20 protein-coding genes and 1 riboswitch are annotated in these 20,942 nt (G+C 41.7%); of the genes, 14 read left to right on the top strand and 6 right to left on the bottom strand.

Translation table 11 applies throughout. From position 1 onward, the window contains the following. The first annotated feature begins 715 nt into the window (after window positions 1-715). From HWX64_RS11450 to HWX64_RS11425, 7 genes are all read left to right on the top strand, one after another. Window positions 716-2,095, top strand: a complete 1,380-nt coding sequence (locus HWX64_RS11450) for a sigma-54-dependent Fis family transcriptional regulator (RefSeq protein ID WP_175989554.1) — start codon at window positions 716-718, stop codon at window positions 2,093-2,095. Window positions 2,096-2,404: 309 nt separating this feature from the next. Next, the gene (locus HWX64_RS11445) at window positions 2,405-3,955 is read left to right on the top strand and encodes a class I adenylate-forming enzyme family protein (protein ID WP_175989553.1); all 1,551 of its coding nucleotides are present in this window, start codon (window positions 2,405-2,407) and stop codon (window positions 3,953-3,955) included. Between the two features lie 11 nt (window positions 3,956-3,966). Next, window positions 3,967-4,758 carry an enoyl-CoA hydratase gene (locus HWX64_RS11440; RefSeq protein WP_175989552.1) on the top strand — a complete coding sequence of 264 codons (792 nt, stop codon included), beginning with the start codon at window positions 3,967-3,969 and terminating at the stop codon, window positions 4,756-4,758. Between the two features lie 32 nt (window positions 4,759-4,790). Further along, window positions 4,791-4,913: a hypothetical protein gene (locus HWX64_RS22105; protein ID WP_303049473.1), complete on the top strand. Its 123-nt coding sequence runs from the start codon at window positions 4,791-4,793 to the stop codon at window positions 4,911-4,913. Next, window positions 4,910-6,409, top strand: a complete 1,500-nt coding sequence (locus HWX64_RS11435) for a sodium/proline symporter (protein ID WP_175989551.1) — start codon at window positions 4,910-4,912, stop codon at window positions 6,407-6,409. The genes HWX64_RS22105 and HWX64_RS11435 overlap by 4 nt, the downstream gene beginning before the upstream one ends. Before the next feature lie 214 nt (window positions 6,410-6,623). Next, a complete protein-coding gene (locus HWX64_RS11430) occupies window positions 6,624-8,117 on the top strand; it encodes a phospholipase D-like domain-containing protein (protein WP_175989550.1) in 1,494 nt (497 codons plus the stop codon). A 443-nt stretch (window positions 8,118-8,560) separates the two neighbouring features. Beyond that, complete coding sequence (locus tag HWX64_RS11425) at window positions 8,561-9,244, top strand: DUF421 domain-containing protein (protein WP_175989549.1); 684 nt, start codon at window positions 8,561-8,563, stop codon at window positions 9,242-9,244. A 610-nt stretch (window positions 9,245-9,854) separates the two neighbouring features. Here HWX64_RS11425 and HWX64_RS11420 read toward each other — a convergent pair. After that, entirely contained in the window at window positions 9,855-10,676 is an 822-nt protein-coding gene (locus tag HWX64_RS11420) for an STAS domain-containing protein (protein WP_175989548.1), read from the bottom strand. Between the two features lie 626 nt (window positions 10,677-11,302). Further along, window positions 11,303-11,402: riboswitch (purine riboswitch) on the top strand. A gap of 53 nt (window positions 11,403-11,455) precedes the next feature. Between HWX64_RS11420 and add the strand changes: the two genes are divergently transcribed. Next, window positions 11,456-12,457 (top strand): adenosine deaminase, encoded by a 1,002-nt coding sequence (gene add, locus HWX64_RS11415; protein WP_175989547.1) that lies wholly within the window; start codon window positions 11,456-11,458, stop codon window positions 12,455-12,457. Between the two features lie 344 nt (window positions 12,458-12,801). Here the strand turns inward: add and HWX64_RS11410 are convergent, their stop codons facing one another. The 4 genes from HWX64_RS11410 to HWX64_RS11400 all read right to left on the bottom strand — a co-directional run bounded on the left by HWX64_RS11410 (window position 12,802) and on the right by HWX64_RS11400 (window position 16,030). Continuing rightward, window positions 12,802-14,340, bottom strand: coding sequence for a metal ABC transporter solute-binding protein, Zn/Mn family (locus HWX64_RS11410; protein WP_175989546.1), 1,539 nt, complete (start codon window positions 14,338-14,340; stop codon window positions 12,802-12,804). A gap of 375 nt (window positions 14,341-14,715) precedes the next feature. Continuing rightward, entirely contained in the window at window positions 14,716-14,844 is a 129-nt protein-coding gene (locus HWX64_RS22100; RefSeq protein WP_286163102.1) for a hypothetical protein, read from the bottom strand. A 116-nt stretch (window positions 14,845-14,960) separates the two neighbouring features. Further along, the gene (locus HWX64_RS11405) at window positions 14,961-15,146 is read right to left on the bottom strand and encodes a hypothetical protein (protein ID WP_175989545.1); all 186 of its coding nucleotides are present in this window, start codon (window positions 15,144-15,146) and stop codon (window positions 14,961-14,963) included. A gap of 53 nt (window positions 15,147-15,199) precedes the next feature. Next, complete coding sequence (locus HWX64_RS11400) at window positions 15,200-16,030, bottom strand: type II toxin-antitoxin system SpoIISA family toxin (protein WP_175989544.1); 831 nt, start codon at window positions 16,028-16,030, stop codon at window positions 15,200-15,202. A gap of 297 nt (window positions 16,031-16,327) precedes the next feature. Here HWX64_RS11400 and HWX64_RS11395 point away from each other — a divergent pair, with 297 nt between their 5' ends. The 6 genes from HWX64_RS11395 (at window position 16,328) to HWX64_RS11370 (ending at window position 19,603) form a co-directional block, all read left to right on the top strand. Beyond that, window positions 16,328-17,179, top strand: coding sequence for a hypothetical protein (locus tag HWX64_RS11395; protein ID WP_175989543.1), 852 nt, complete (start codon window positions 16,328-16,330; stop codon window positions 17,177-17,179). After that, the gene (locus HWX64_RS11390; protein WP_175989542.1) at window positions 17,169-17,477 is read left to right on the top strand and encodes a replicative helicase loader/inhibitor; all 309 of its coding nucleotides are present in this window, start codon (window positions 17,169-17,171) and stop codon (window positions 17,475-17,477) included. Before HWX64_RS11395 ends, HWX64_RS11390 begins: the two co-directional genes overlap by 11 nt. Next, window positions 17,437-18,435: a DnaB-like helicase C-terminal domain-containing protein gene (locus HWX64_RS11385; protein WP_254871131.1), complete on the top strand. Its 999-nt coding sequence runs from the start codon at window positions 17,437-17,439 to the stop codon at window positions 18,433-18,435. The genes HWX64_RS11390 and HWX64_RS11385 overlap by 41 nt, the downstream gene beginning before the upstream one ends. A 29-nt stretch (window positions 18,436-18,464) precedes the next feature. Then, window positions 18,465-18,752 carry a DnaB-like helicase C-terminal domain-containing protein gene (locus HWX64_RS11380; RefSeq protein WP_175989540.1) on the top strand — a complete coding sequence of 96 codons (288 nt, stop codon included), beginning with the start codon at window positions 18,465-18,467 and terminating at the stop codon, window positions 18,750-18,752. A gap of 150 nt (window positions 18,753-18,902) precedes the next feature. Then, complete coding sequence (locus HWX64_RS11375) at window positions 18,903-19,193, top strand: hypothetical protein (protein ID WP_175989539.1); 291 nt, start codon at window positions 18,903-18,905, stop codon at window positions 19,191-19,193. 53 nt (window positions 19,194-19,246) lie between these two features. Then, window positions 19,247-19,603 carry a hypothetical protein gene (locus HWX64_RS11370; RefSeq protein WP_175989538.1) on the top strand — a complete coding sequence of 119 codons (357 nt, stop codon included), beginning with the start codon at window positions 19,247-19,249 and terminating at the stop codon, window positions 19,601-19,603. 89 nt (window positions 19,604-19,692) lie between these two features. Here HWX64_RS11370 and HWX64_RS11365 read toward each other — a convergent pair whose 3' ends face one another. Continuing rightward, window positions 19,693-20,664 carry a class I SAM-dependent methyltransferase gene (locus tag HWX64_RS11365; protein ID WP_175989537.1) on the bottom strand — a complete coding sequence of 324 codons (972 nt, stop codon included), beginning with the start codon at window positions 20,662-20,664 and terminating at the stop codon, window positions 19,693-19,695. Between the last annotated feature and the right edge of the window lie 278 nt (window positions 20,665-20,942).

Genomic DNA, 20,942 nt, shown 5'->3' with positions numbered 1-20,942 from the left:
GGGGTTCCGTTCAGGGAGAGAAAATAGCAAATAGCATTATAAATAGCAGGCTAATTCGCATATGAATTAGCCCTGCTCTATTTATTGTTATAACAAGTTTTTACTTTGAATTTAGGTTAGTTAGCACTTCGAATAGCACCTTAATTAACAAGCGTACAATAATTATTGTACAACAAAAAAATGAGGTGCTATTTAGGGTGTTAAAAGACTTGTCAATTCGACTCCTATTCTTGCGGATATGAGCCTTTATTGAGGGATTTTGTGATACAATTGTAAATAATGGATATTCCATTTGAAACCCTTGTTTTAAGGGATACTTAGATGAACGCGGAGCCGGTCTTATGCTTCGACTCTTTCATACGATTGTTTTCAATCCACTTTTCCTCCTTTTCAGACCACATTTTGAAAATACAGGCCACTTTCCAAATTTACGTGCAAAATTTTCATTTTTCAATCCACTTTCCTCCATTTTTAAGCAACTTGTCGAATAATCTTTAAATGATTATTTCGAGTTTCCGTCAAGAAAGACGATCAGTTTTAAAGCCGAAATACGTGGGGACGGGTACCGCGGTTTTATTATCTGAAAAAAGAACGGAGAACCTGTCCCCGTGGTTTCCTAAAAAATCACCATTTCTGATTATTTTAAATTTTCTATTTTCTATCTGGCTAATCATGCTACTATAAAAGATAGAAAGCTAAAAAAGGGGATGGTCTTATGAGGAGTACCAAACTGTTTATTAATGACCACTTGCTTGACCTCATTTTTGAGAGTGCCTATTACGGGATTGTCATTGTGGATTGCGAGGGGATTATCCAATACATAAGTAATAACTATTGTGAGTTTTTAGAGGCAGACCGGGAAGCGGTGATTGGGAAGCATGTCACAGATGTGATTGAAAATACCAGGATGCATCTGGTGCCCCGGACAGGGCAAAAGGATATTGCGGATGTGCAGATGCTTAGGGGAGAGTTCGTGATTGCCAATCGCATTCCCATCATCGAAGACAATGAAATCCTGGGGGCGATCGGGACCATCCTTTTCAAGGATCTTGATGATTGGAAGAAAATGAACAGTCATATAAAAGATGTCCTTTCTGAGCTCAATTATTATCGTAATGAATGGGAAACCGAGAATGGACTTAAGTATTCCCTTCATGATCTTATCGGTAAGACTCCGGAGGTCATCGAATTAAAAGAACGGGTGAAACGAGTGGCCAGCGGGGATATTTCCGTACTGCTCAGGGGGGAGAGCGGGACCGGAAAGGAGATCCTGGCCCAGAGTATACATAAACTTAGTGAGCGCAGCGACAAGCCCTTTGTAAAAGTGAATTGCGGTTCTATTCCGGAACATTTGCTGGAATCGGAGCTTTTTGGGTATGAGGAAGGTGCCTTTACGGGTGCGAAAAAAGGAGGGAAAATCGGAAAGTTTGAGTTTGCTGCGGGCGGGACGATCTTTCTGGATGAGATAGGGGATATGCCTCAGCACATGCAGGTAAAACTGCTGCGTGTCCTGCAAGAAAAGGAATTCGAGCCGGTGGGGGCACTGCAGCCAAAAAAGATCAATATCCGTGTGATTGCTGCAACGAATCGTCCCCTGGAAAAAATGATCGAAGACAAGCTGTTCCGTGAGGATTTATTTTACCGGGTCAATGCTGTTCAGCTTTTCATTCCTCCGCTAAGAGCGAGGACGGAGGATATCCATTTGCTAGTAGATCATTTCCTTAAAAAAGTAACGGCAAGGATCGGGAAGCGTGTCACATCTGTCTGTCCAGAAGCCCTTTCTATCATCGAACAATATAACTGGCCGGGGAATATAAGGGAGTTGGAAAATGTCATCGATGCAGGTGTTCATCTTTCAGATGGCGAGGAAATGAGGATCGAGGCTTTGCCGGATTACTTGAAAAACAGCAAGACCACCAAAATGGAAAAGCGAAGTCTGAAGAGTATTATAGAAGAAACAGAAAAGAAAGCAATCGAAAGGGCTCTAAAACAGTTCGGCTACGATAAAAATAAGGCTGCGGAGTCGCTTGGAATAGGGAATTCTACGATATATGACAAAATTAAAAAATACGCTATTACTGATTGTATTGAATAAATCCTGGAGTTCGGAATCTTTTCCGAGCTTCCGGATTTTTCTTCTTTTTTCCCACATACAAGGTATTTAAAGGATTTCCTTGCGTTGATAAATAACTAGAAAATTCAGAAAAGTAAAAAGATATTCTAGAGAACCGGAAAAAAACATCAATTTTATATGGTCGCAAATTCAGGGAAATCAAGTGAATAGGGGATTTTCTTTTTTGGCACGAATCTTGCAATAAGTATTTGTAAAGGGGAGGGAAGTTTTTAAAAATTCACATTGTTACTCAAAAATTGTATGCGCTTACATACTTAAGGAGGGATTCTATTGGATGTCGGATATTTTACAAGAAGAATGGCGAACGATTTGAACCCTCAGAACCCATCCAAAATCGCCATTAGAGAAGAGTCGGGAAATTCGTGGACCTACAGTAATCTTCATCGGATATCGAATGGTTATGCAAATAAGCTTCGCGAAATGGGTGTGAGAAAAGGGGATCGTGTTGGGATTCTGCTCTATAACTGCTTGGAATATTTCGGTCTTTATTTCGCTGCTGCCAAGATCGGGGCGATTGCTGTCCGGCTTAATTTTCGGCTCTCAAGCAAGGAGTTCGAATACCTGCTAAACGACTCGGATACAAAAATACTTTGTTTCCATTCTGATTTGGCGAGTGAGCTGGAGCCAGTTCGCAGTCAAGTCTCTGTGCAGCGGTATATTTGCCTTCAAAACGAAGACGGGAACATTCCAAATTGGGCTGAGAGCTGGCGAGTTTTAGAAAATGGGCCGACAGACGAACTGAGGTCTGAAACCATCAAACTGAACGAACCGGTCATGCTGATGTATACGTCGGGAACGACCGGCAGGCCCAAGGGTGCGATCTGGACTCACGAAACGACCTTTTGGTTTTCATCAATGCAGGCATTAAAGTGGAATTTTACCGGAAATGAGGTCGGCATGACGACCGGACCCCTGTACCATGTGGGGGCCATGGAAGATATCGCCCTTCCCATCCTGATGATGGGAGGAACAGTGATCATCACAAGAAGCCAGGGATTTGAGATTGGCAGGATCCTGGGCGTGATGGAAAGGGAGCGTGTGAGCGATTGTTTTTTATTCCCCTTCATGATTTATGAAATGCTGAATGATCCGGATATAGGCAAGTATCAGCTGAAAGAATTGAAGACGATTTATACAGGGGGAGATCCCCTCATGCCTTGGGCGCTTGAAAAATTAAAGAAAAAATTCCCGCATATAGGGGTCGTTCAGGTGTATGGACTGACGGAAGGAACGCCGATTGCCGCCTCATTGAACCCCGAGGATGTATTTACAAAAGGTCATACAGTTGGAAAGCCTCTGCCTCTTACGGAAATTCATATTATTGATGAAAATGGGGACCAGATCCCTACAGGTGAGGTTGGGGAGATTGCCATTAAGAGTCCTGCTGTTTCAGCCGGCTATTGGAGAAAGCCTGATGCCACTCGGGAAACGTTCGTAAATGGTTTTTGCCGGACAGGGGATTTGGGCCAACTTGATCAGGATGGTTACCTGACCATTGCAGGCAGGAAAAAAGATATGATCCGGAGCGGCGGCGAGAATATATATGCAGCTGAAATCGAGGATGTACTCTACCGGATTGACGGCATAAGGGAGGTCTCCATCATAGGTGTTCCCGATCCTCACTATATCGAAGCTGTTTGCGCCGTTGTCGTGAAAAAGGAGGGAGCACATCTTACAGAGCAAGAAATTATTGATTACTGTAAAAGTCAGCTTGCCAGCTACAAGAAGCCAAGAAAAGTCATATTCGTAAAAGAATTGCCGCGCACGCCATCCGGGAAGGTGCAGAAATTCATTTTGCGAAATCAATACAGCCATACATGAGGAGGGTACAGATGAAAAAAATCCAAGTTGTTTCATGGTCAAAACAGCAATGTATTGCCACGGTTATCATTGATAATCCGCCTGTGAATGTGCTGAGCGCCGATGTGATCGAACAATTATCAGCTGCCGCGGATGAAATTGGAAGCGATTCCAGTGTGAAGGTGGTCATACTGACTAGTGCCGGCGAAAAGGCATTTGTGGCGGGAGGAGATATTAAAGGGTTTCCTGACTGGACTGGCAAAGGGGTGGAGCTGGCCAAGCAAAAATCGCTTTGGCTGCAGGAACCGCTCAATAAGATTGAACGGCTGCCCCAGCCAACGATTGCTGCGATTAATGGCTTTGCATTAGGCGGCGGATGCGAACTTGCTTTAAGCTGTGACATTCGGATTGCGGAAGAACAGGTCAAGATCGGCCTTCCTGAAATAAAGCTGGGGTTGTTTCCAGGGGCGGGAGGAACGCAAAGACTGCCGAGACTTGTAGGAAAAGCAAGGGCAAAGGAAATGATCTTCACAGGAGAGCCATTGACCGCTGAAGAAGCGAACCGGATTGGATTGGTCAATCACGTGGTTCCTAAGGGCCAATCCTTGAATAAAGCGGTTGAGCTAGCAGAAAAAATCAGCCGTTATTCTTCTCCATCCTTGTCTTTTGCCAAACGATCCATTGATAACGGATTTGAGCAGCATGTGGATGAAGGGCTTGTCACAGAAGCTGAATATTTCGGCCAGGTTTTTCAAACGAAGGACGTGAAGGAGGGGGTGGAGGCTTTTATCCAAAAACGGGAGCCGAACTTTGTTGACCGGTAATCGATTAAATTATTTTAAAAGGGGAGATTGACTTGTTTGGATTATCGCCATTAATGACATTCATGTTATTTGTATTTTGGCCAGGCGCCATTGTAGCAGCAGGAATTTGGGGTGCATTGGCGTTCAAAAATAATGAAGAGGAGGATGTTTCATGATATTAGCCATTGGGATCATTTATTTGCTTGGTATATTGGTTATCGGATTACTTTCAATGAGGCATCAAAAAGATATGGATACGTTTTATACGGGAGGAAGGAGGTTCGGCCCCTGGCTTGTGGCTCTTGCCGTCTCTTCCACAACCATGTCGGGGTACGGATTTATCGGGCTGACGGGACTCGTTTATGAACATGGTTATGCCATATTTATGATCGGAATCTTTGCCACGGCAGGAATATTTGTCAGCTTTCTAGTCTTGGCAAAGCCAATGAGACGGATTACACAAAAATTTGGTGCATTGACGATTCCAGATTTGTTGGAAGTCCGCTATAACAGTAAGGCCATTCGCGCGATCACCGCCCTGGCGATATTAGGCGGCGCGATCGGATACCAGATGGCTCAATACAAAGCGCTGGGGAACATGCTGCAAACTGTTCTTGGGGTGGACTATAAGATCGCATTGTTTATCGGGGTGGCGATCTTGACCGTATACGTTGTCGGCGGTGGTATGATCAGCGCTGTCTGGACAGATTTCATTCAAATGATCGTCATGGTGGCCGGTGCTCTGATCGTCTTCATCGGCGGGATGAAAATGGTGGGCGGTATGTCCCAGCTTAACTCGGAACTTGCGGGGATAAACCCTAATATGGTGCAGGCATTCCATACAACAGGCCCGATCGGCATTTTCGCTTTTATCTCTTATTTCTTCATTTATGTAATCGGCCATCAAGGACAGCCGCATGTTGTTTCAAAGTTTTACATGATCAAAAAACTTTCCATGCTGAAATGGGCGTGCATCATTGCTGCAGGTACATATGGACTCACTGCCCTCTTATGGTTTGTCGGTCTATACACAAAAGTCATGGTCAATCGCGGGGAAATGGCAGCTCCTTCCTCTCCGGATATGGTGGCACCCATGTTTATCGAAACCTTCTTCCCGCCAGTGATTGCCGGATTAATCTTTGCCGCTGTCATGGCTGCGATCATGTCAACAAGTGAAGCGTTCTTGCTGGTTGCAAGTTCTTCTATTGTCAGGGATATCTATCAGCAGATTATTAAAAAAGGAGAAAAGCTTCCGGAAAAGAAAGAATTAGCCCTGTCGAGATGGTTTACACTCGTCATTATCGTTTTGACATTCCTGCTTTCCTTAAATCCGCCGGATCTCGTAGGATGGCTCGGCAACGCTTCATGGGGAATTTTTGCCGCTTCATTGGTGCCGGTATTAAGCATCGGAATCCTTTGGAAACGCGCCACTCGAGTAGCGGCCATCTGGTCATCAGCCCTTGGCTTCATTTTCAGTATCGGCCTATACATTTTAAAAGTGAAGGGGATCTATGTTCCAGCACTTGATACAGGAGCCATCGCGATGATTATTTCAACCGTGTCGCTGGTCGGAATCTCCCTCATCACAAAACAAGAAGCAAGTCCGATATTCGAAAAAACCTCGAAAGAAAAAACAGCCGGGGAAGACCCGGCGGCAGCTAACTTTTCATAATTGTTTGTGAAACTGGAATGAAGAATCAAGATCAAAAACCGTGGGGACAGGTACCGCGGTTTTTTTATCTGAAAAAGACCGGAGTACCTGTCCCCATGGTTTCCTTTGAGGTGTCTCATGGGAAAAGGTCAATCTAAACATTTCCTTCGTATCCAAACGTATACTCCCTACACAGTTTGTACATGCTAAGAGAAAAACAAGGGAGGGATTTCAATTGGAGTGGATTTTTGGTCTATATCTATTTAATGCACTCTTTATGTTATTCATAGCAATTTGGGAAGTACGTAGGCCTGCGAAGGCATTGAATTGGATAATAATCGTCCTTCTTTTGCCTGTCATTGGTTTCTTGCTATATCTTAGCATATCAAATCCTAAGTTAATTAACCGGAAAAGATTGACATCTTCTAATAATGAATCTAACAAATTACCTGAGACATTCAGTGATTCAGCATCGGTAATTGCCGATTCTTTACGGCATTTCACTGTGAATGGGCTTCGAATGGGCCGAGTCCAAGTGTTTAACAATGGAATAGCGAAATATGAACAACTCTTTGAATCCCTACAAGATGCTCAAAAAACAATTGATCTGGAATATTTCATTTTTCGGAATGACCAAATTGGCAATCGCATCACTGAACTGCTAATCGAAAAAGCATTAACTGGAGTGCAGGTTCGTTTTATGAGAGATGGCTTGGGGAGTTATAAGTTCCCGCGTGAGAAAATCCGGCAGATGGTTGAAGCAGGTATAGAATGCAGGACAATATTTCCGTTGCGATTTCCCTGGTTTTTGTCCAATTGGAATTATCGGGATCATTGTAAGATGGCCATAATCGACGGAAAGATAGCTTTTAATGGTGGCATTAACATAGGATATGAATATACAGGATTAAAGCCTGACGTTGGCTTCTGGCGGGATACTCATTTGCAAGTCATAGGAGAAGCATCAGCCGATTTGCAGCCTGTCTTTGATGTTCATTGGGAAATCGCTGTGCCGGAACGGATAAAATCAAAAACAAATTTGAAAACAAAATCAGAGGTAACGAAAATCAATTCAATCGCCAGAGCAGATTATTCCAAATGGTCAGCCGAATTGGGATCAGAGTTGAGCACCCTTGATGATAAAGAAATGGACATGTTCGCAAAAACTAGGCCATTGCAAAAAGCGCATATCCATACGTTGGAAGGAAACCCTGGAATTCCTACCCCAGTTATTCGGCAAGCTTACTTTATATGTATAACACAGGCGAAAAAGACTATTGATTTAACCACACCCTATTTTGTACCAGAAACGGATATTATCATGGCATTAAAGACAGCAGTAGCTCGTGGTGTCCGTGTAAGATTGCTGGTTCCTCGCCATAATAATCAAAAAATCGTGGGCCTTGCAAGCCGTACCTATTACGGAGAACTTATAGAAGCTGGAGTCGAAATCTACCAGTACGACAAAGGAATGATACATGCGAAGGTGTTGATCATCGATGAGGAAATTGCAGAAGTAGGCTCAGCAAACTATGATATGAGAAGTTTTCGCCTGCATTATGAGGTGTGTCAATTCATGTACAGTGCTGATGTGGCAAGGGAACTCACAGAGCAGTTCGAGAGGGATCTTACTGATTCTGTACCATTAAGAATTGAAGACTTGCTGCAACGATCCCTGACCGAGCGCATTGTTGAACAGGGTTCTCGTCTGCTTTCTCCATTATTATAAGGTTGATGTATCCTGTTTTTATTGTTCTATCTTAAATCTATTTAAAAAATTTCATTGTTTTTAAAATATTTCTGATTCATTTTAAAAAAAGTCGAAAAAAAACCCGTGTTAGAAGAACTTTCAACATGGTTTTTTTTCTTAATTACGATGGAAATTGATTTTTCAATGATACCTGTAGCTTACATGTTGTTATATCAATATTTTAGAACATGGAATCTTTTATTTTAGCCCAGATCATTATGGCACCTAACATATGCCTATATAGGTGAACCCTTTTGCGAGTGGGTCAAACTTGTTAATTATTTTGAGTCGAGATACAGATATTCATTCATATATTACATCATTGTTGAAATTGTAACTCGACCTTTAATACTAAAACTAGCCTCTTTATTTAAACCTCAAGATCTTACAACTAAGTAAAATTTAAATAGGAGGAAAAAACTTTGGAAGAAGTTAATATTGGTTTACTGACTATCAAAGTCATCGTTGGTTTTGCAACTTTATTTTTTATCATTATCATAACAGGCAGAACATCCATCTATCAGTTAACCCCGTTTCACTTAGTTTTTGTGTTAGTACTTGGAGATTTTTTAGGAAATACCATTTATGAAGATAAGGTAGGGATTTTTCATTTTTTATATGCCATCGGATTGTGGACGTTTCTTATGTTGGGAATAGAGATTATGACTCTAAAAAATAAATCGACACGTTCTCTCTTGTTAGGCAATCCTAACATCATCATTCGAGATGGTGTCATGGACAGAAAGTTACTTACAAAGAACAAATTGGATGTAAATCAAGTATTGAGTATACTCCGTCAAAATAATGTCTTTTCAGTTCGCGAAGTCAAATACGGTATATTGGAAGCTAATGGGCAAATAAGTTTATTATTAAAATCCAAGTATCAAAAACCAGACAAGCAAGATTTCAATCTTCCAGAAAGTCCAGCAGACCTCCCAACATCGTTAATTATAGATGGGGAAATTTTATGGGATAATTTACATGAACTCGGATTTGATCAACAGTGGTTAGATAACCAATTAACTACCACTGGATATGATAATGTAAAGCGTATACTTTACGCAGATTGGCGAGAGAGTGAAGGCATTCATGTAAGTCCTAAATAAAATTTGTTAGGATAGGAGCATATCAATTTTCTTGGTGAATATAATATGGATTTAAAAAAAGATGAACCAGAGAATCGTTATCTGATAGGGTGTTTGTTACTCTTTGGTTTTCCACAATCGAGCGTTTTTTGGAGTAAGGATCGCGCTCTTTTCGCTCTAAAGAGGGAACTAGAAGAGAATTCAGTATTGTACCAATGGTGGGGGCAATACGATTTATCCAATGAACGGTTCATTGAGGATACGAAGAAGCATTACAAGTTGAAATCAACGAGAACACCTTCGAGTTTAAGCAAGATGAAGGCCTTCAAGATAAAGTGGGGACGGTTCCAACTCTACCAAATAAGTAGAATAGGAACCGTCCCCAGATAACATAAAAAAACGGTCAGAGGCACATCAGCCACTGACCATTTTTTTATATAAATAAGGTTTTTTTTAGCTGCGAATAATTCGACAATTTCTTTTGGTAGTTGGAAGTTTGTACTTCAAAACAGAACCCGTTAAGCATAGATGTCTTCCTTTTGCTAATTTTCTATTCACTTAAAGCTAACTAGATTCCCTAAGATAAGAGCAGCGTAATAGAGAAGAAGTTTAGGACTCTAAGTCCTTTTTTCTAAAGATATTCCCTCAAGGTTTCCTGAAGCGTTCCTCTTGTGTCAATCTCACTATCAAAGCGGATTCCTGAATGAACCATTCTCTTAACGAGATCTGGTCGTAAACCGGTAAGGATAGCTCTGCATCCCATCATGGAAACACCGGCTAAAATTTTCTCGAATTCATCGATAACATCAATTTCCATTAAGGCCATACCTGATAAATCGATAATAAGAGATTGAATTCGTGATGTGGAGATTTCAGTGAAAACCTTGTCCTCAATGATTTGCATACGATATGAATCGATCGATCCGATCAGAGGCAAGACGGAAACACTTTCCCTTACAGGAATGATTGGGACAGATAAATGTTCGACAATCTCCCTTTGTTTGTGCAGCATTTCATCTTTATAAGAAGAATAACTAATAAAAAAGCTGTTGAGGAACTGGTCAATCCGATCGTTAACGAATTTCTCCATATCAAAAAAGTCATTTCGGTTATCCGTGATCTTCTTATTGGATTCAAGGTCGTGTATTAACTGCCACAAAGTTCTTCTTATAGCTTGTACCCATTCCAATTTTAAGGATAGTGTTAAAGAATGAGTCGCCCATGCAATACCTTCCTGTTCTGCAAAAGAAGTTAATTCTTCATCCTTTTGTTCAAGGACATAGGATATGAGTTTTCGTGCATTTTTTAATAAATCTATGTTTCCTCGATCTAAGATATCTTTTATCTTAATCGATACGTTTACAGCTTCGGATAGCAACTTCTCATCGAATGCTTCCCCGTTATCAAAGATATAAGATTTAACTTCTTCACTGACTTTGGACATCAATTCCATAGAACGTTCTCCCCCTATTTTTCACATGAAGTTGACATGCATAAATGAAACCTATAAAGCTAAACTAAAGGCTCCTACACATGTCTATTCTTTACGCCGGGAATATAATTTATAACCTTTTAGTTTAATCACACACCCAGAACTCCCTGTTAAATAATTAACAATGACCTATACCCATTACAAAGGGCTATAAACCTATTCACCTATAAAATTTTACCTTTAAATTAATTTTATTTAAAGCCTTGAGTGATTGAGTCCTCCGATAAAAGATTAATCATTCGTGAAATGAAGGGAAGAACAGTTCAACGTTATATTTAACCCGTAATTTCACAAATAAAAAAGATCCCATCTGTATATAAGAATAAAGTTAGGGAAGTTTGTGTGTGAAATGGATGGACGGTAAAAACGTATTTGGCCTATCCCCTACTACAAGACAGTTTCTATACAAATAGGACCCTAAATAAATTGGGGTTTATTATTTTCAACATAAGTATACGACAGTATATTGAAATTCGGGGAAAGGTACTTGGAGCCAGCCGTAGGTTATATGTGAGGAATAGAATATCGTCAACCTACCCCGTGCTTCCCCTTGACAATCAATGAACAATTTATTATCGTAATAAAAAACCTAATATGATTCTCACATTCGTATAACTCCAATAATATGGTTTGGAGGTCTCTACCAGGAACCAATAAATCCTGATTACGAAGAAGATACTTTTTCTTGTATTTTCTTCGTAATCAGGATTTTTTTTATGAAACATTGAGGAGGACCAATAATGAATATTGCTGTAATGCCAAAAATTGAACTGCACTGTCACTTGGATGGGAGTGTTCGACCAGAGACCATCATAGATATCGCAAAGAGAGATGGCATCCATATCCCTTCTTTTGATATAGAAGAGATGAAAGAAGAGCTCATAGCTCCATTAGACTGCGAATCATTGGATGAATACTTAGAAAAATTCTCGATTCCTAATGCGGTTATGCAGACAAAAGAAAATTTAAAGAGAATTACCTTTGAGCTTTTTGAAGATGCTGCAAACGAACAGGTGAAATATATGGAGGTCCGGTTTGCGCCGTTGCTTCATACACGAGAGGGATTGACGGTTGAAGAGATCATTACAAGTGTGATTGAGGGAATGAAAGAAGCAGAAGAACAATTTGATATTAAAGGGAATATCATTTTGTCTTGCATGAGAACAATGGCTCCTGAACGTGCCTTTGAGGTCGTTGAAAAGGGTAAGATTTTCCTTGGAAAAGGTGTCGTCGCGATTGACTTATGTGCTTCGGAAGAGGAAGGGTTCTGTGCGAAATTCATTGAACCCATTTCACTCGCCAGGGAATATGGCTACAGAGTCACGATCCACGCCGGTGAAACGGGAATCGGGAAGAATGTGCTCGAGGCTGTTGAATGGCTCGGGGCTGAAAGAATTGGCCACGGTGTATATATAAAAGACTGGGAAAAAGCCTATCAGGTTGTGAAGGATAAACAGATCGTGCTGGAGATTTGCCCGACCAGTAATGTTCAAACGAAAGCCGTAACCCGGTTCGAAGATCATCCCTTATACGATTTCCACAGGGACGGAATCACCATTACCATCAATACCGATAACAGGACGGTATCGGCTACTACGATGACAAAAGAATTCAATGTAGTTTTGAGTCAATTTGATATGAGCGAGGAAGATTATAGGAAGATCTATAAGAACAGCGTGGAAGCTTCTTTTGCGACGTGTGAGGTAAAAGAGGAATTGAAGAAGTATTTGTTGGATTGGTAGGAGCATTCTCGAATCCAAGTTTCAATCAAATGAAGTAGGTGATGAATTTTTTTGACAATCTGATAAGCTGCAAAATATCGATTGCTATTATAAATAGGTGGAAATGGGTGTGTTGGGGAAGAAGAGAACCTGTGTGATGGTGGATATGGATTCAACAGCTATCATGATATACGGGAGGCTTAAAAGGAGCAAAACGTACCGTGAGGCAGTCACCTTTTCTAAGAATGTATAAGAATATATCCACTATTTTTAATGTGTGCACATAAAATCCGGTGCCCTAATGGGTCACCGGATATAATCCTGCTAGAATGATAGTGAATTGTATTTGTTTCGGGGAGGAGGAATCAATGCATCATCATTTCTTGAGCGATTTCCTCGCCGCTTAAGTCAGAAGGGTAATAGGTTGGCCAGTTGACGACTTCCTCTAGCAACGCTTCCCGGTCATCTCCCCAATACAAGTGATAGTGATGTGAATCGGTTGGGGCAATGCTGTGATCACTAAACTGGATGTAGTTTGGCATCTTTCCTTCCTCCTCGTCAGCAAGCTTGAATATATAACGCACTCCACGGTTTCCCGCTTCATAGGTTAGAATTTCATATCCGTCATAGGTATAGCTTCCAGACGATCTTTTTCCATCTTCAAAGAAGGTAAACGTATCCCCATCAATTACGATACGCTCGACGCCTGTTTTGTATCCGATTGAATAGTAATCTTTATATTCTTCGGCAGTCTTATCTCCGTCTTCTGCTTTGTGAGCAAATACTTCATCGAGGGTCCCATCCAGTAAGTAAGGGTAAACGGACTGCCAGTCACCTTCCCAGTCAGATAGCTCACGATCTTTCACTTGATCATCTTCAAAGTAACCATCATAAATCTTCTGTGCTTCTTCATCTAATTCATGGTCATGGTCGTGCTCTTTTGGTTCTATAGCAGGTGCATGTTCCAGTGCTGCCTGCAACTGTTTCAGGTTTCGTCTCATCAGTGTAAAATAGTCTTCATCATTTTCCATATCTTCATCTGTCAGTACAGACAGGTTATGAAGTCTGAGTGTTTCTGCACCGATTTCATCCCTTACGACTCCAGCTATTTTTGTTGTAATGTTCTGCTCAAAAAAGACATGCTTCAATCCATATTCTTTAGCTGTCTCTACAATTGTCTGGAGTTCTTTCTGAGACGGTTCCTGTGTCGGGCTCAATCCGGAAACGGCAATCTGATGTACACCGTACGCGTCTTCCCAATAGCCATAAGCGGCATGAGAGACGATAAAGTGATTGCCTGGTGTTGCTTCTAGTTCAGTGGCAAACTCCTTATCAAGAGCTTCAAGGTCAGCCTTGAGTGTTTCAAAGTTTTCATTAAATAGCTCCTTTTCTTCAGGTTTCAATTCTACTAATACATTCTTGATGTTTTCTGCTAATTCAATGGAGCGGATTGGATCCAGCCATACGTGAGGATCCTGATCTCCGTGGTCATGACCCTCTTCATGATCGTGGTCATGGGATCCTTCATTAAGCTCAATCCCTTCAGCTGCTTCAACGACTTTCACTTCTTCAGCCTCTACAGCCGCAGTGATTTTTTCAGCATACGCCTCCATCCCTGCGCCATTCATAATAAACGCATCAGCTTCGGCAATGGCTATTACATCTTTAGAAGTGGGCTCATATGTATGTGAGTCTGATCCGGGAGGTAAAAGTGATTCAACTTCAGCTTCTTCACCAGCAATCCGTTCTGCAAAATACTGCAACGGATATACCGTAGTGAAAATTTTAACCGGATCAGTTGAAGCCGCTTCCTGTTCCTCACTATTATTCTCATTTCCTTCTCCGCATGCAGCAAGGGAGAGGACTATCAATATACTAAATAAAGCCATCCATTTTTTTCTCATGTGGTTCCTCCTTATCATTTCTTACCATAATATATCGTAATCATTACGATTTGTAAATAGGAATGATTCTGATTTATTAAAAGTAGGAGTAAATAGGATGGAGGGCTTTTCCTTGTGTTGGATGCTATGGGGACAGGTACCTCAGACGCTGTGCTTTTTTATTATGAAAAGGGAATAGGAAGTATATTACCGGATTTGTGAAGGGGAATGAGTTGGAATTTCAGATTGAGAGTTTGAAAGCATTAAATATCACGGAGTATTTTTCATTATTTCACCTTATTGATTTTGATATTGTGAAAACCTAGATTTGATATCTAACAGAGAGACACCCAGAATGGACTTGGCGTCATCCCATCCCTCTGTCTATCCACAGTCTTACCCAAACATCCCCTTAATTGACTTAATGACTTTCAGAGCTTCTTTATTCTTTTTATCTATTTTGGTTTCGCCTTTTAGATGCGTGACTTTTTTGGGGGTTGGTTTCTTATTTGGGTTCTTGTCCATGTTTTTTCCCTCCTGTCAAGGTTCCATTACTATCCATCTTATTCAGGAGGGGGAAGAAGTATACAACGAAATAAAAAAGCAGGATGCATGATTGCTTCCTGCGAGACGTGTTAGTTCTATTGATTGTTAATGAATTGCAGCACCTTTTTATTCAGCTGCTGGACATTGCGGGACATTTTGCTCGTTGATTTGTCAGATAGATGGGTCACTCTGGAAGCAGTGGCTGACACTTTCACCCGCCGGCCGTTTACCGTGATCACTTTGCCTTTTTTTGAATCTTTTTCTTTAAATTGCCCGATCATGTTAAACCCTCCCTTAATGAAGTGGTCTTTCTATCATTATACCACGGTTCGTTTTAAAGCGAATAGAAAAGGTAGATTAAATTGGTGATGTGGATGGCGTCTACCTCTAACACATCACCCATTTCCTTTTTCAAGACGATAATGAACTGGTCTGTATCCATAAACACCGGTACAAGCATGCTTTCTTCATCGACAAGGGACACGACCGCTGATTGTGCCAGGCTTTCTACATCCTCTTCCTCTTTGGTTAAGGCAAAGTTATTAATGGTCTTGATTTGTTCTACTGTCATCCTGATTCCTTCTGTTAAGCGATAGGCTTCGACAAGCAATTGGATCTCTTCTTCAGCCAATCCTCCTATCACAGCCGGATCTACATCATCTGCTGAAAACTCTATATCCCGGACCCGGTGAATCTGTACGTTGAATCCAAACTTCTCGGCATAGATATCCAGATAGTTTTTTAACTCTTGTTCCGTGTAACTTCCTGAGGGTGAGAGAAGCTCATTGTTTTTCTGAATCATTTCAGACATCGCTTCAACCCGGTAGACCATGGCCTTATGAATCTTGTCATTGGTCTTGATGATATCTTCCACATAATCGGTGTATTGAAACTCGGCACTCCAAATTTTCATGATGCTCGGAGTCAAAAGAACGGCTAAATCCATAAAAATCACGATGGCAGTCAGGGTCAAGATAAACTCCCAATTAGACAATTGGAGTTCATCCATCAACAAACCGATGGATATGGCTCCTATAAACAATGTATATAGGGTTTTCCGCAGTGTCCGAAGAGACAAATGATATTTTAATGGTTGAAAAATGAAAAAGACCAAATTCGCCACCGAAAAGACCAGCAAAACCACGATGTAAATTTTAAACGCCATATCAACCCTCCATTGCTTATTTCGTTTCCTGTCTCACAATCTATTATTCTAATTTTCAGTAAACTGCCTGTCTATTTTATCTTACCGGAAAGTAGGTAGATGATTCCATTTATTTTCCTTAGGTAGAGGGGGGATTAACCGTGCTTTTTTCTTACAACTGATTATGACCCATCCCGGATCGCATGAATGCAGTCTGGGACGGGCTTTAAAATTTTTTTAAAAAAGATTTGAATCAGGGTGTCCTTTTCAACGCTCATTCACTATATAGAAAGTGAATATGAAAAAGGAGTGATTGGAATGTTGTTGAGTGGATGGATGAAGATCGAAAAGGAGCTGTTGCAGTCGCAGCTGTTTTTTCACCCGGAGGATGTCCGGATTTATTTGTGGATTGCAGGTCATGCAGCGGTGAAGGATGGTGTGGTGCTGGGGCATCGCGTTTTAAAGAAGGGGCAATTTGTTCAGTCGATCAGTAAGATTCGGGAAAATCTTTGGTTCTATAGCGGGAATAAGAAGGATGAGTATAGTAACTCCAGGATCCAGCGCTCGATTAAAAGGCTGGAGAAGGCCGGGCTGATCACAACGGAGAAGTTCAAGCATGGATATTTGTTTACGATGCTGAAAGCCCAGGATTCGACTGGAGATCCACAGGCTCTGGATGTACCGGGGATCGAAGGCGAAGAGGCGTATACTGAAAAACATGAAAACCATGCTGATATTTTTTTGCCTTCGAGACTTGAATCAGGGTTGGAGGATTGTTGCGACAGGGTTGAAAACAAAAAGAAGATTGTAGAGAAGGTAGAGAAAGAAGAGAAAAAAACATTCACCACCCTAACGAATAATATGGCAGATAGAGTGACGCTGATCACGGAGCATTTCCTGGTGAGGAGGGGCGGAAGCTTTTCGCTGTCACCGATCGATCAGATGGCGCTTGAGAAGATCAGCCTGCATGAGATGACGGTGGACGAACTGAAGGTGTTCATGGATGAGCAGTTTGACAAAATCAAAATCCATGAGCCGAACGGGACGATCTACAGTCCGAAGTATTTGCTGAAGGCGCTTGAGAGACGGGAGCCGCAGGGGACGAGGATGGACAGGCTGGATGAGATGCTTGACCGGCTGGAGGAGAGTGTGAAGGACGATGACAACTGAGGAGTTCAGGGAGCTTATGAGACAGTTGCATCTGGCGTATCCGACAAAGACGCTGCCGGAATCAACGATGAATCTTTGGTACAGAATGCTCCGGGAATGTGATTACAGTCAGGTGAAGAGACGGCTGGAAGATCATATCAGACAGCACAAATATATACCGGGTGTCTCCCAGCTTTATGTGAACCCCGAGGCAGAAACGAGAGTGCTCGACATGCTGGGGGAATGGGAGAAGGAGGGAGTGGAACGGGTTGAACACGGTGAGCGGTGTGGCAGAGACAAAATACCTTGGCAGCGATGAAGCGGTCTTACGGCTGCTGCATCAAGCAGAAAGTATGATCCTCGGGGCGGTGCTGTTGGAACAGGAGATGATCCACCAGCTCAGCCTTGAGCCGAAGCACTTCACACAGAGTAGGAACCGGATTGTGTTCGGGGCGATGAAAGAGCTGCAGAAGAAAAGTGTTGAGATCAACCCGGTGACGCTTGTCGAGGAGATGCAGGATCAGACCGAGAATGCAGGGGGCGTTACCTATCTCCTGGAGCTCTGCGCCCACTGTCCGACGGTGGCGAATCTCGGATACTACGAGAAGATCGTGACGAAATACTATGAACTTGGCCTGATTCGGAATTCGGCGAATCATTTTTTAAACGATTACACTCCGGAATCCGCCCAGGATCTGTACAAGGCACTAATTGAGATGCACACCGAAGTTTCTCGTGATGAGGAGACGAAAGAGAGCATCATCATGGGACTCTATGAATCTCTTTACGAGGAACGGAGCGTGCTGCCGGGGGTGAATACCGGGTTTCCAGCGCTGAACGGGCTGACCGGGGGCTGGAAGGAAGGCGAGCTCATCATCCTGGCGGCACGGCCTTCGACGGGGAAGGCGGCGCTAGCGATCCAGCTCGCATGGGAATGTACCCGTGAAGAGGGGGTGTCGCTTCTCTTTTCTCTCGAGATGAGTTCAAAGCAAATCATGCAGCGGCTTCTCTCGAATCTGTCCGACATCAACATGATGAAATGGCATAACCCGTATAAATACTTGTCGAAGGACGAAATGCCGAGGATGCAGGAGGCGTTGAACTCGGTATATAAAGCGAACCTGCAGCTCTCTGAAAACGGGCTGCTTACGTTGATGGAGATCAGGCAGCGGATTATGAATCTGAGGCGTGAGTATCCGACCGAACCATTTCTTGTGGTGATCGATTACCTGCAGCTGATCAACGTGAAAGAGCGGTTCGATCGGCACGACCAATGATCGGGCATATCACCAAGCAGCTTAAGAGCATGGCAAAGGAATTCGGGATTCCGATCATCCTGATGTCACAGCTGTCGCGGGGTGTGGAATCGAGGGATGATAAGAGACCGAGGCTGTCGGATCTGCGGGATTCCGGGAACATTGAGCAGGATGCGGATATCGTTTTGTTTTTATATCGGGATGAGTACTATAACAGCGGTAGAGAGGCGGCAAATGAAGTGGAATTAAAGGTTGCGAAGAATCGGAATGGACCGGTGGGGACGGTGAAGGTGAGGTTTAAGAAAGAGTGCGGGCGGTTTAGTGGGAATGGGAAGTGATGGATTGGCGGAGCTTTGGCCGATGATGGGGTCACGGGACAAGGGGACAGGTTCATTGTCCCGGCTTGGGTCGGGAGCGGGTCGCGGGGACAGGAACCCTGACCCGGTTGGAGTGGTTTGTTTTTATAAAAAAGAAGGGGAGTGACGGGAATGTTTATGACGAAGGCTGCGGTTGAGGCGGGGGATTCTTTTTTAAAGGATAGCAGGAAAATGTATCGGCTGGTACTCGACATGTTGAGGGGATCGGATGTGAGGGAGGATGGACTGGGGTTCTTGAGCTACGGTGAGATCTGGAGGGCGTGCTGTGATCAGGGGATGTTTTGGTTACATAGAGAGGGGTTTGCGGTGATGATGGATGTGTTGACGTGGATGGAGGAGGAGGAGCTTGTTAGGAGGGAGAGGGTTATTCAGTTAATGGGCCATTTAACTGAAGAAAAGTAATGGTTCATCACAGTATTTTATGAGACACTGTTCTTAGTATTGGAGGGTATAAAATGAAGTTTAAAGGCCAGTTAGGAATATTGGTTTTAGGGTGTGTTGTTGCAGGAGCTGCGCTATTAGGATTCTCGCAAAAAGAGCCCTATAGTACAGGGAATGTTATGGACTCTTTATGGGATGAATACAGCGTTCAAAGTACCATGATTGGTGATACGGACCCTGTTCTCGATGTATCAGTTTATGATGAAGAGGATATAAACGATGTAGAGGACTATTTAGAAAGCAATTTATCCGAAGAGGACTTGAAACATTATAAACTCAATGTATATGAATGGTCCTCGGATGTATCTAAGTTGAAAGAAAATGCACAGGAAAATTTGGGTTCAGATAACCTAAATTCAGATAATGATTAATTAAAACGTTACTTCCAGAATAGGGCGCAGTTGTGGAAGAAGCACTGTGCCTGAATCGGAGCCAGTTTGTGTAATAATTAATAATAAGCCTACCCCTCAATCAAATAGTGGATTAAGGGGTAAGCTGATATTAAACAAATAATTATTTTTTTTACAGCATGGATGTAATGAATCGTTTCAAAGGCTTTTAAATAATCCGAACGATCGCTAAAGAATTTATTATTTATAACATCGGGTGATAAATGTTCGTAAATAAGTAATCCTGCATCTTCTAACAATTTTTCTATTTCGTCATAAGTAAAACATGATTTCATTGGTTCGCCACTAGCTGATGCCATTTGCACCATATTCTGAACTCGGTTAGACAATCCTTTTTCTTCAAATAGTTTATCATCTGCATAATCAAAAACGATGGAACTTCCCAATGGAATCTCTGCAAATAATTCTTTAATTAAATTTGAAATTTCTTCTTTTGTTAAGTAATAGGAAACACCTAAGAGACTATAGAAGGTTTTTTTGTTTGGTTGAAAACCCTCATCAATAAGGTTTTGTAGGATAATATCTTTGGTGAAATCCATTGGAACAAAGTGGAAATTATCCGGAATTTGATAATTAGATTTGGCTAGCCTATTCCTTTTAAAATCTTGTGTAGACGGATAATCAACTTCAAATATTTCCAACTTAGGGTCTAATTCTGGGTTCCGAAAACAAAATGTATCCAATCCAGCTCCTAGAATGACATATTGTTCAGCTCCTAGTACTATCTCATGGAATAATACTTTTTCACAATAGGCAGCACGTGCTAATGGAGTTGGTGAGAGTTGAACTTGTGTAATCCATTTTAATATTTCATCGGGTTGATCTTGAAATTTAATAGCAATTTCATGATTAAAAAATTGAATTCCTTGAATCATGTTTTTACGAATATCTTCAAATTCCTTTTGGGTAATTAAATCTTTTGCAATATAATCATCAAAAATCTTTGGTGTGTCATATTTACTATGGTATGCTCGACCAAAAGCTGAAATTAAGGAAGTTAAACTGGATTCATTTTTCTCCATACATTGATTCCCCCCATATAACAAAAATAAGATTCCCCTGGCCAGGAGAATCTTATTATATACCAAAGTATAATAACTGTAAATTATAGCATAATTAAATTATTTTGTCAATAATATTGACTTGTATTTAAATGTTATCTCATGAAAAAATCAAAAAATACAATACAACAATCGGGTGCGTTTATCCAAGAAGGATTAACGCACTTTTTTATAGAATTATTAAAGGGGGCAATAACTGAAGATTAGCTAATTGATCCGGTTATTGCCACTTATTCAAT

It is taken from the genome of Bacillus sp. Marseille-Q1617 (assembly GCF_903645295.1).
Taxonomy (GTDB): Bacteria; Bacillota; Bacilli; order Bacillales; family Bacillaceae_B; genus Rossellomorea.
This window is presented reverse-complemented; position numbering and strand designations above follow the sequence as displayed.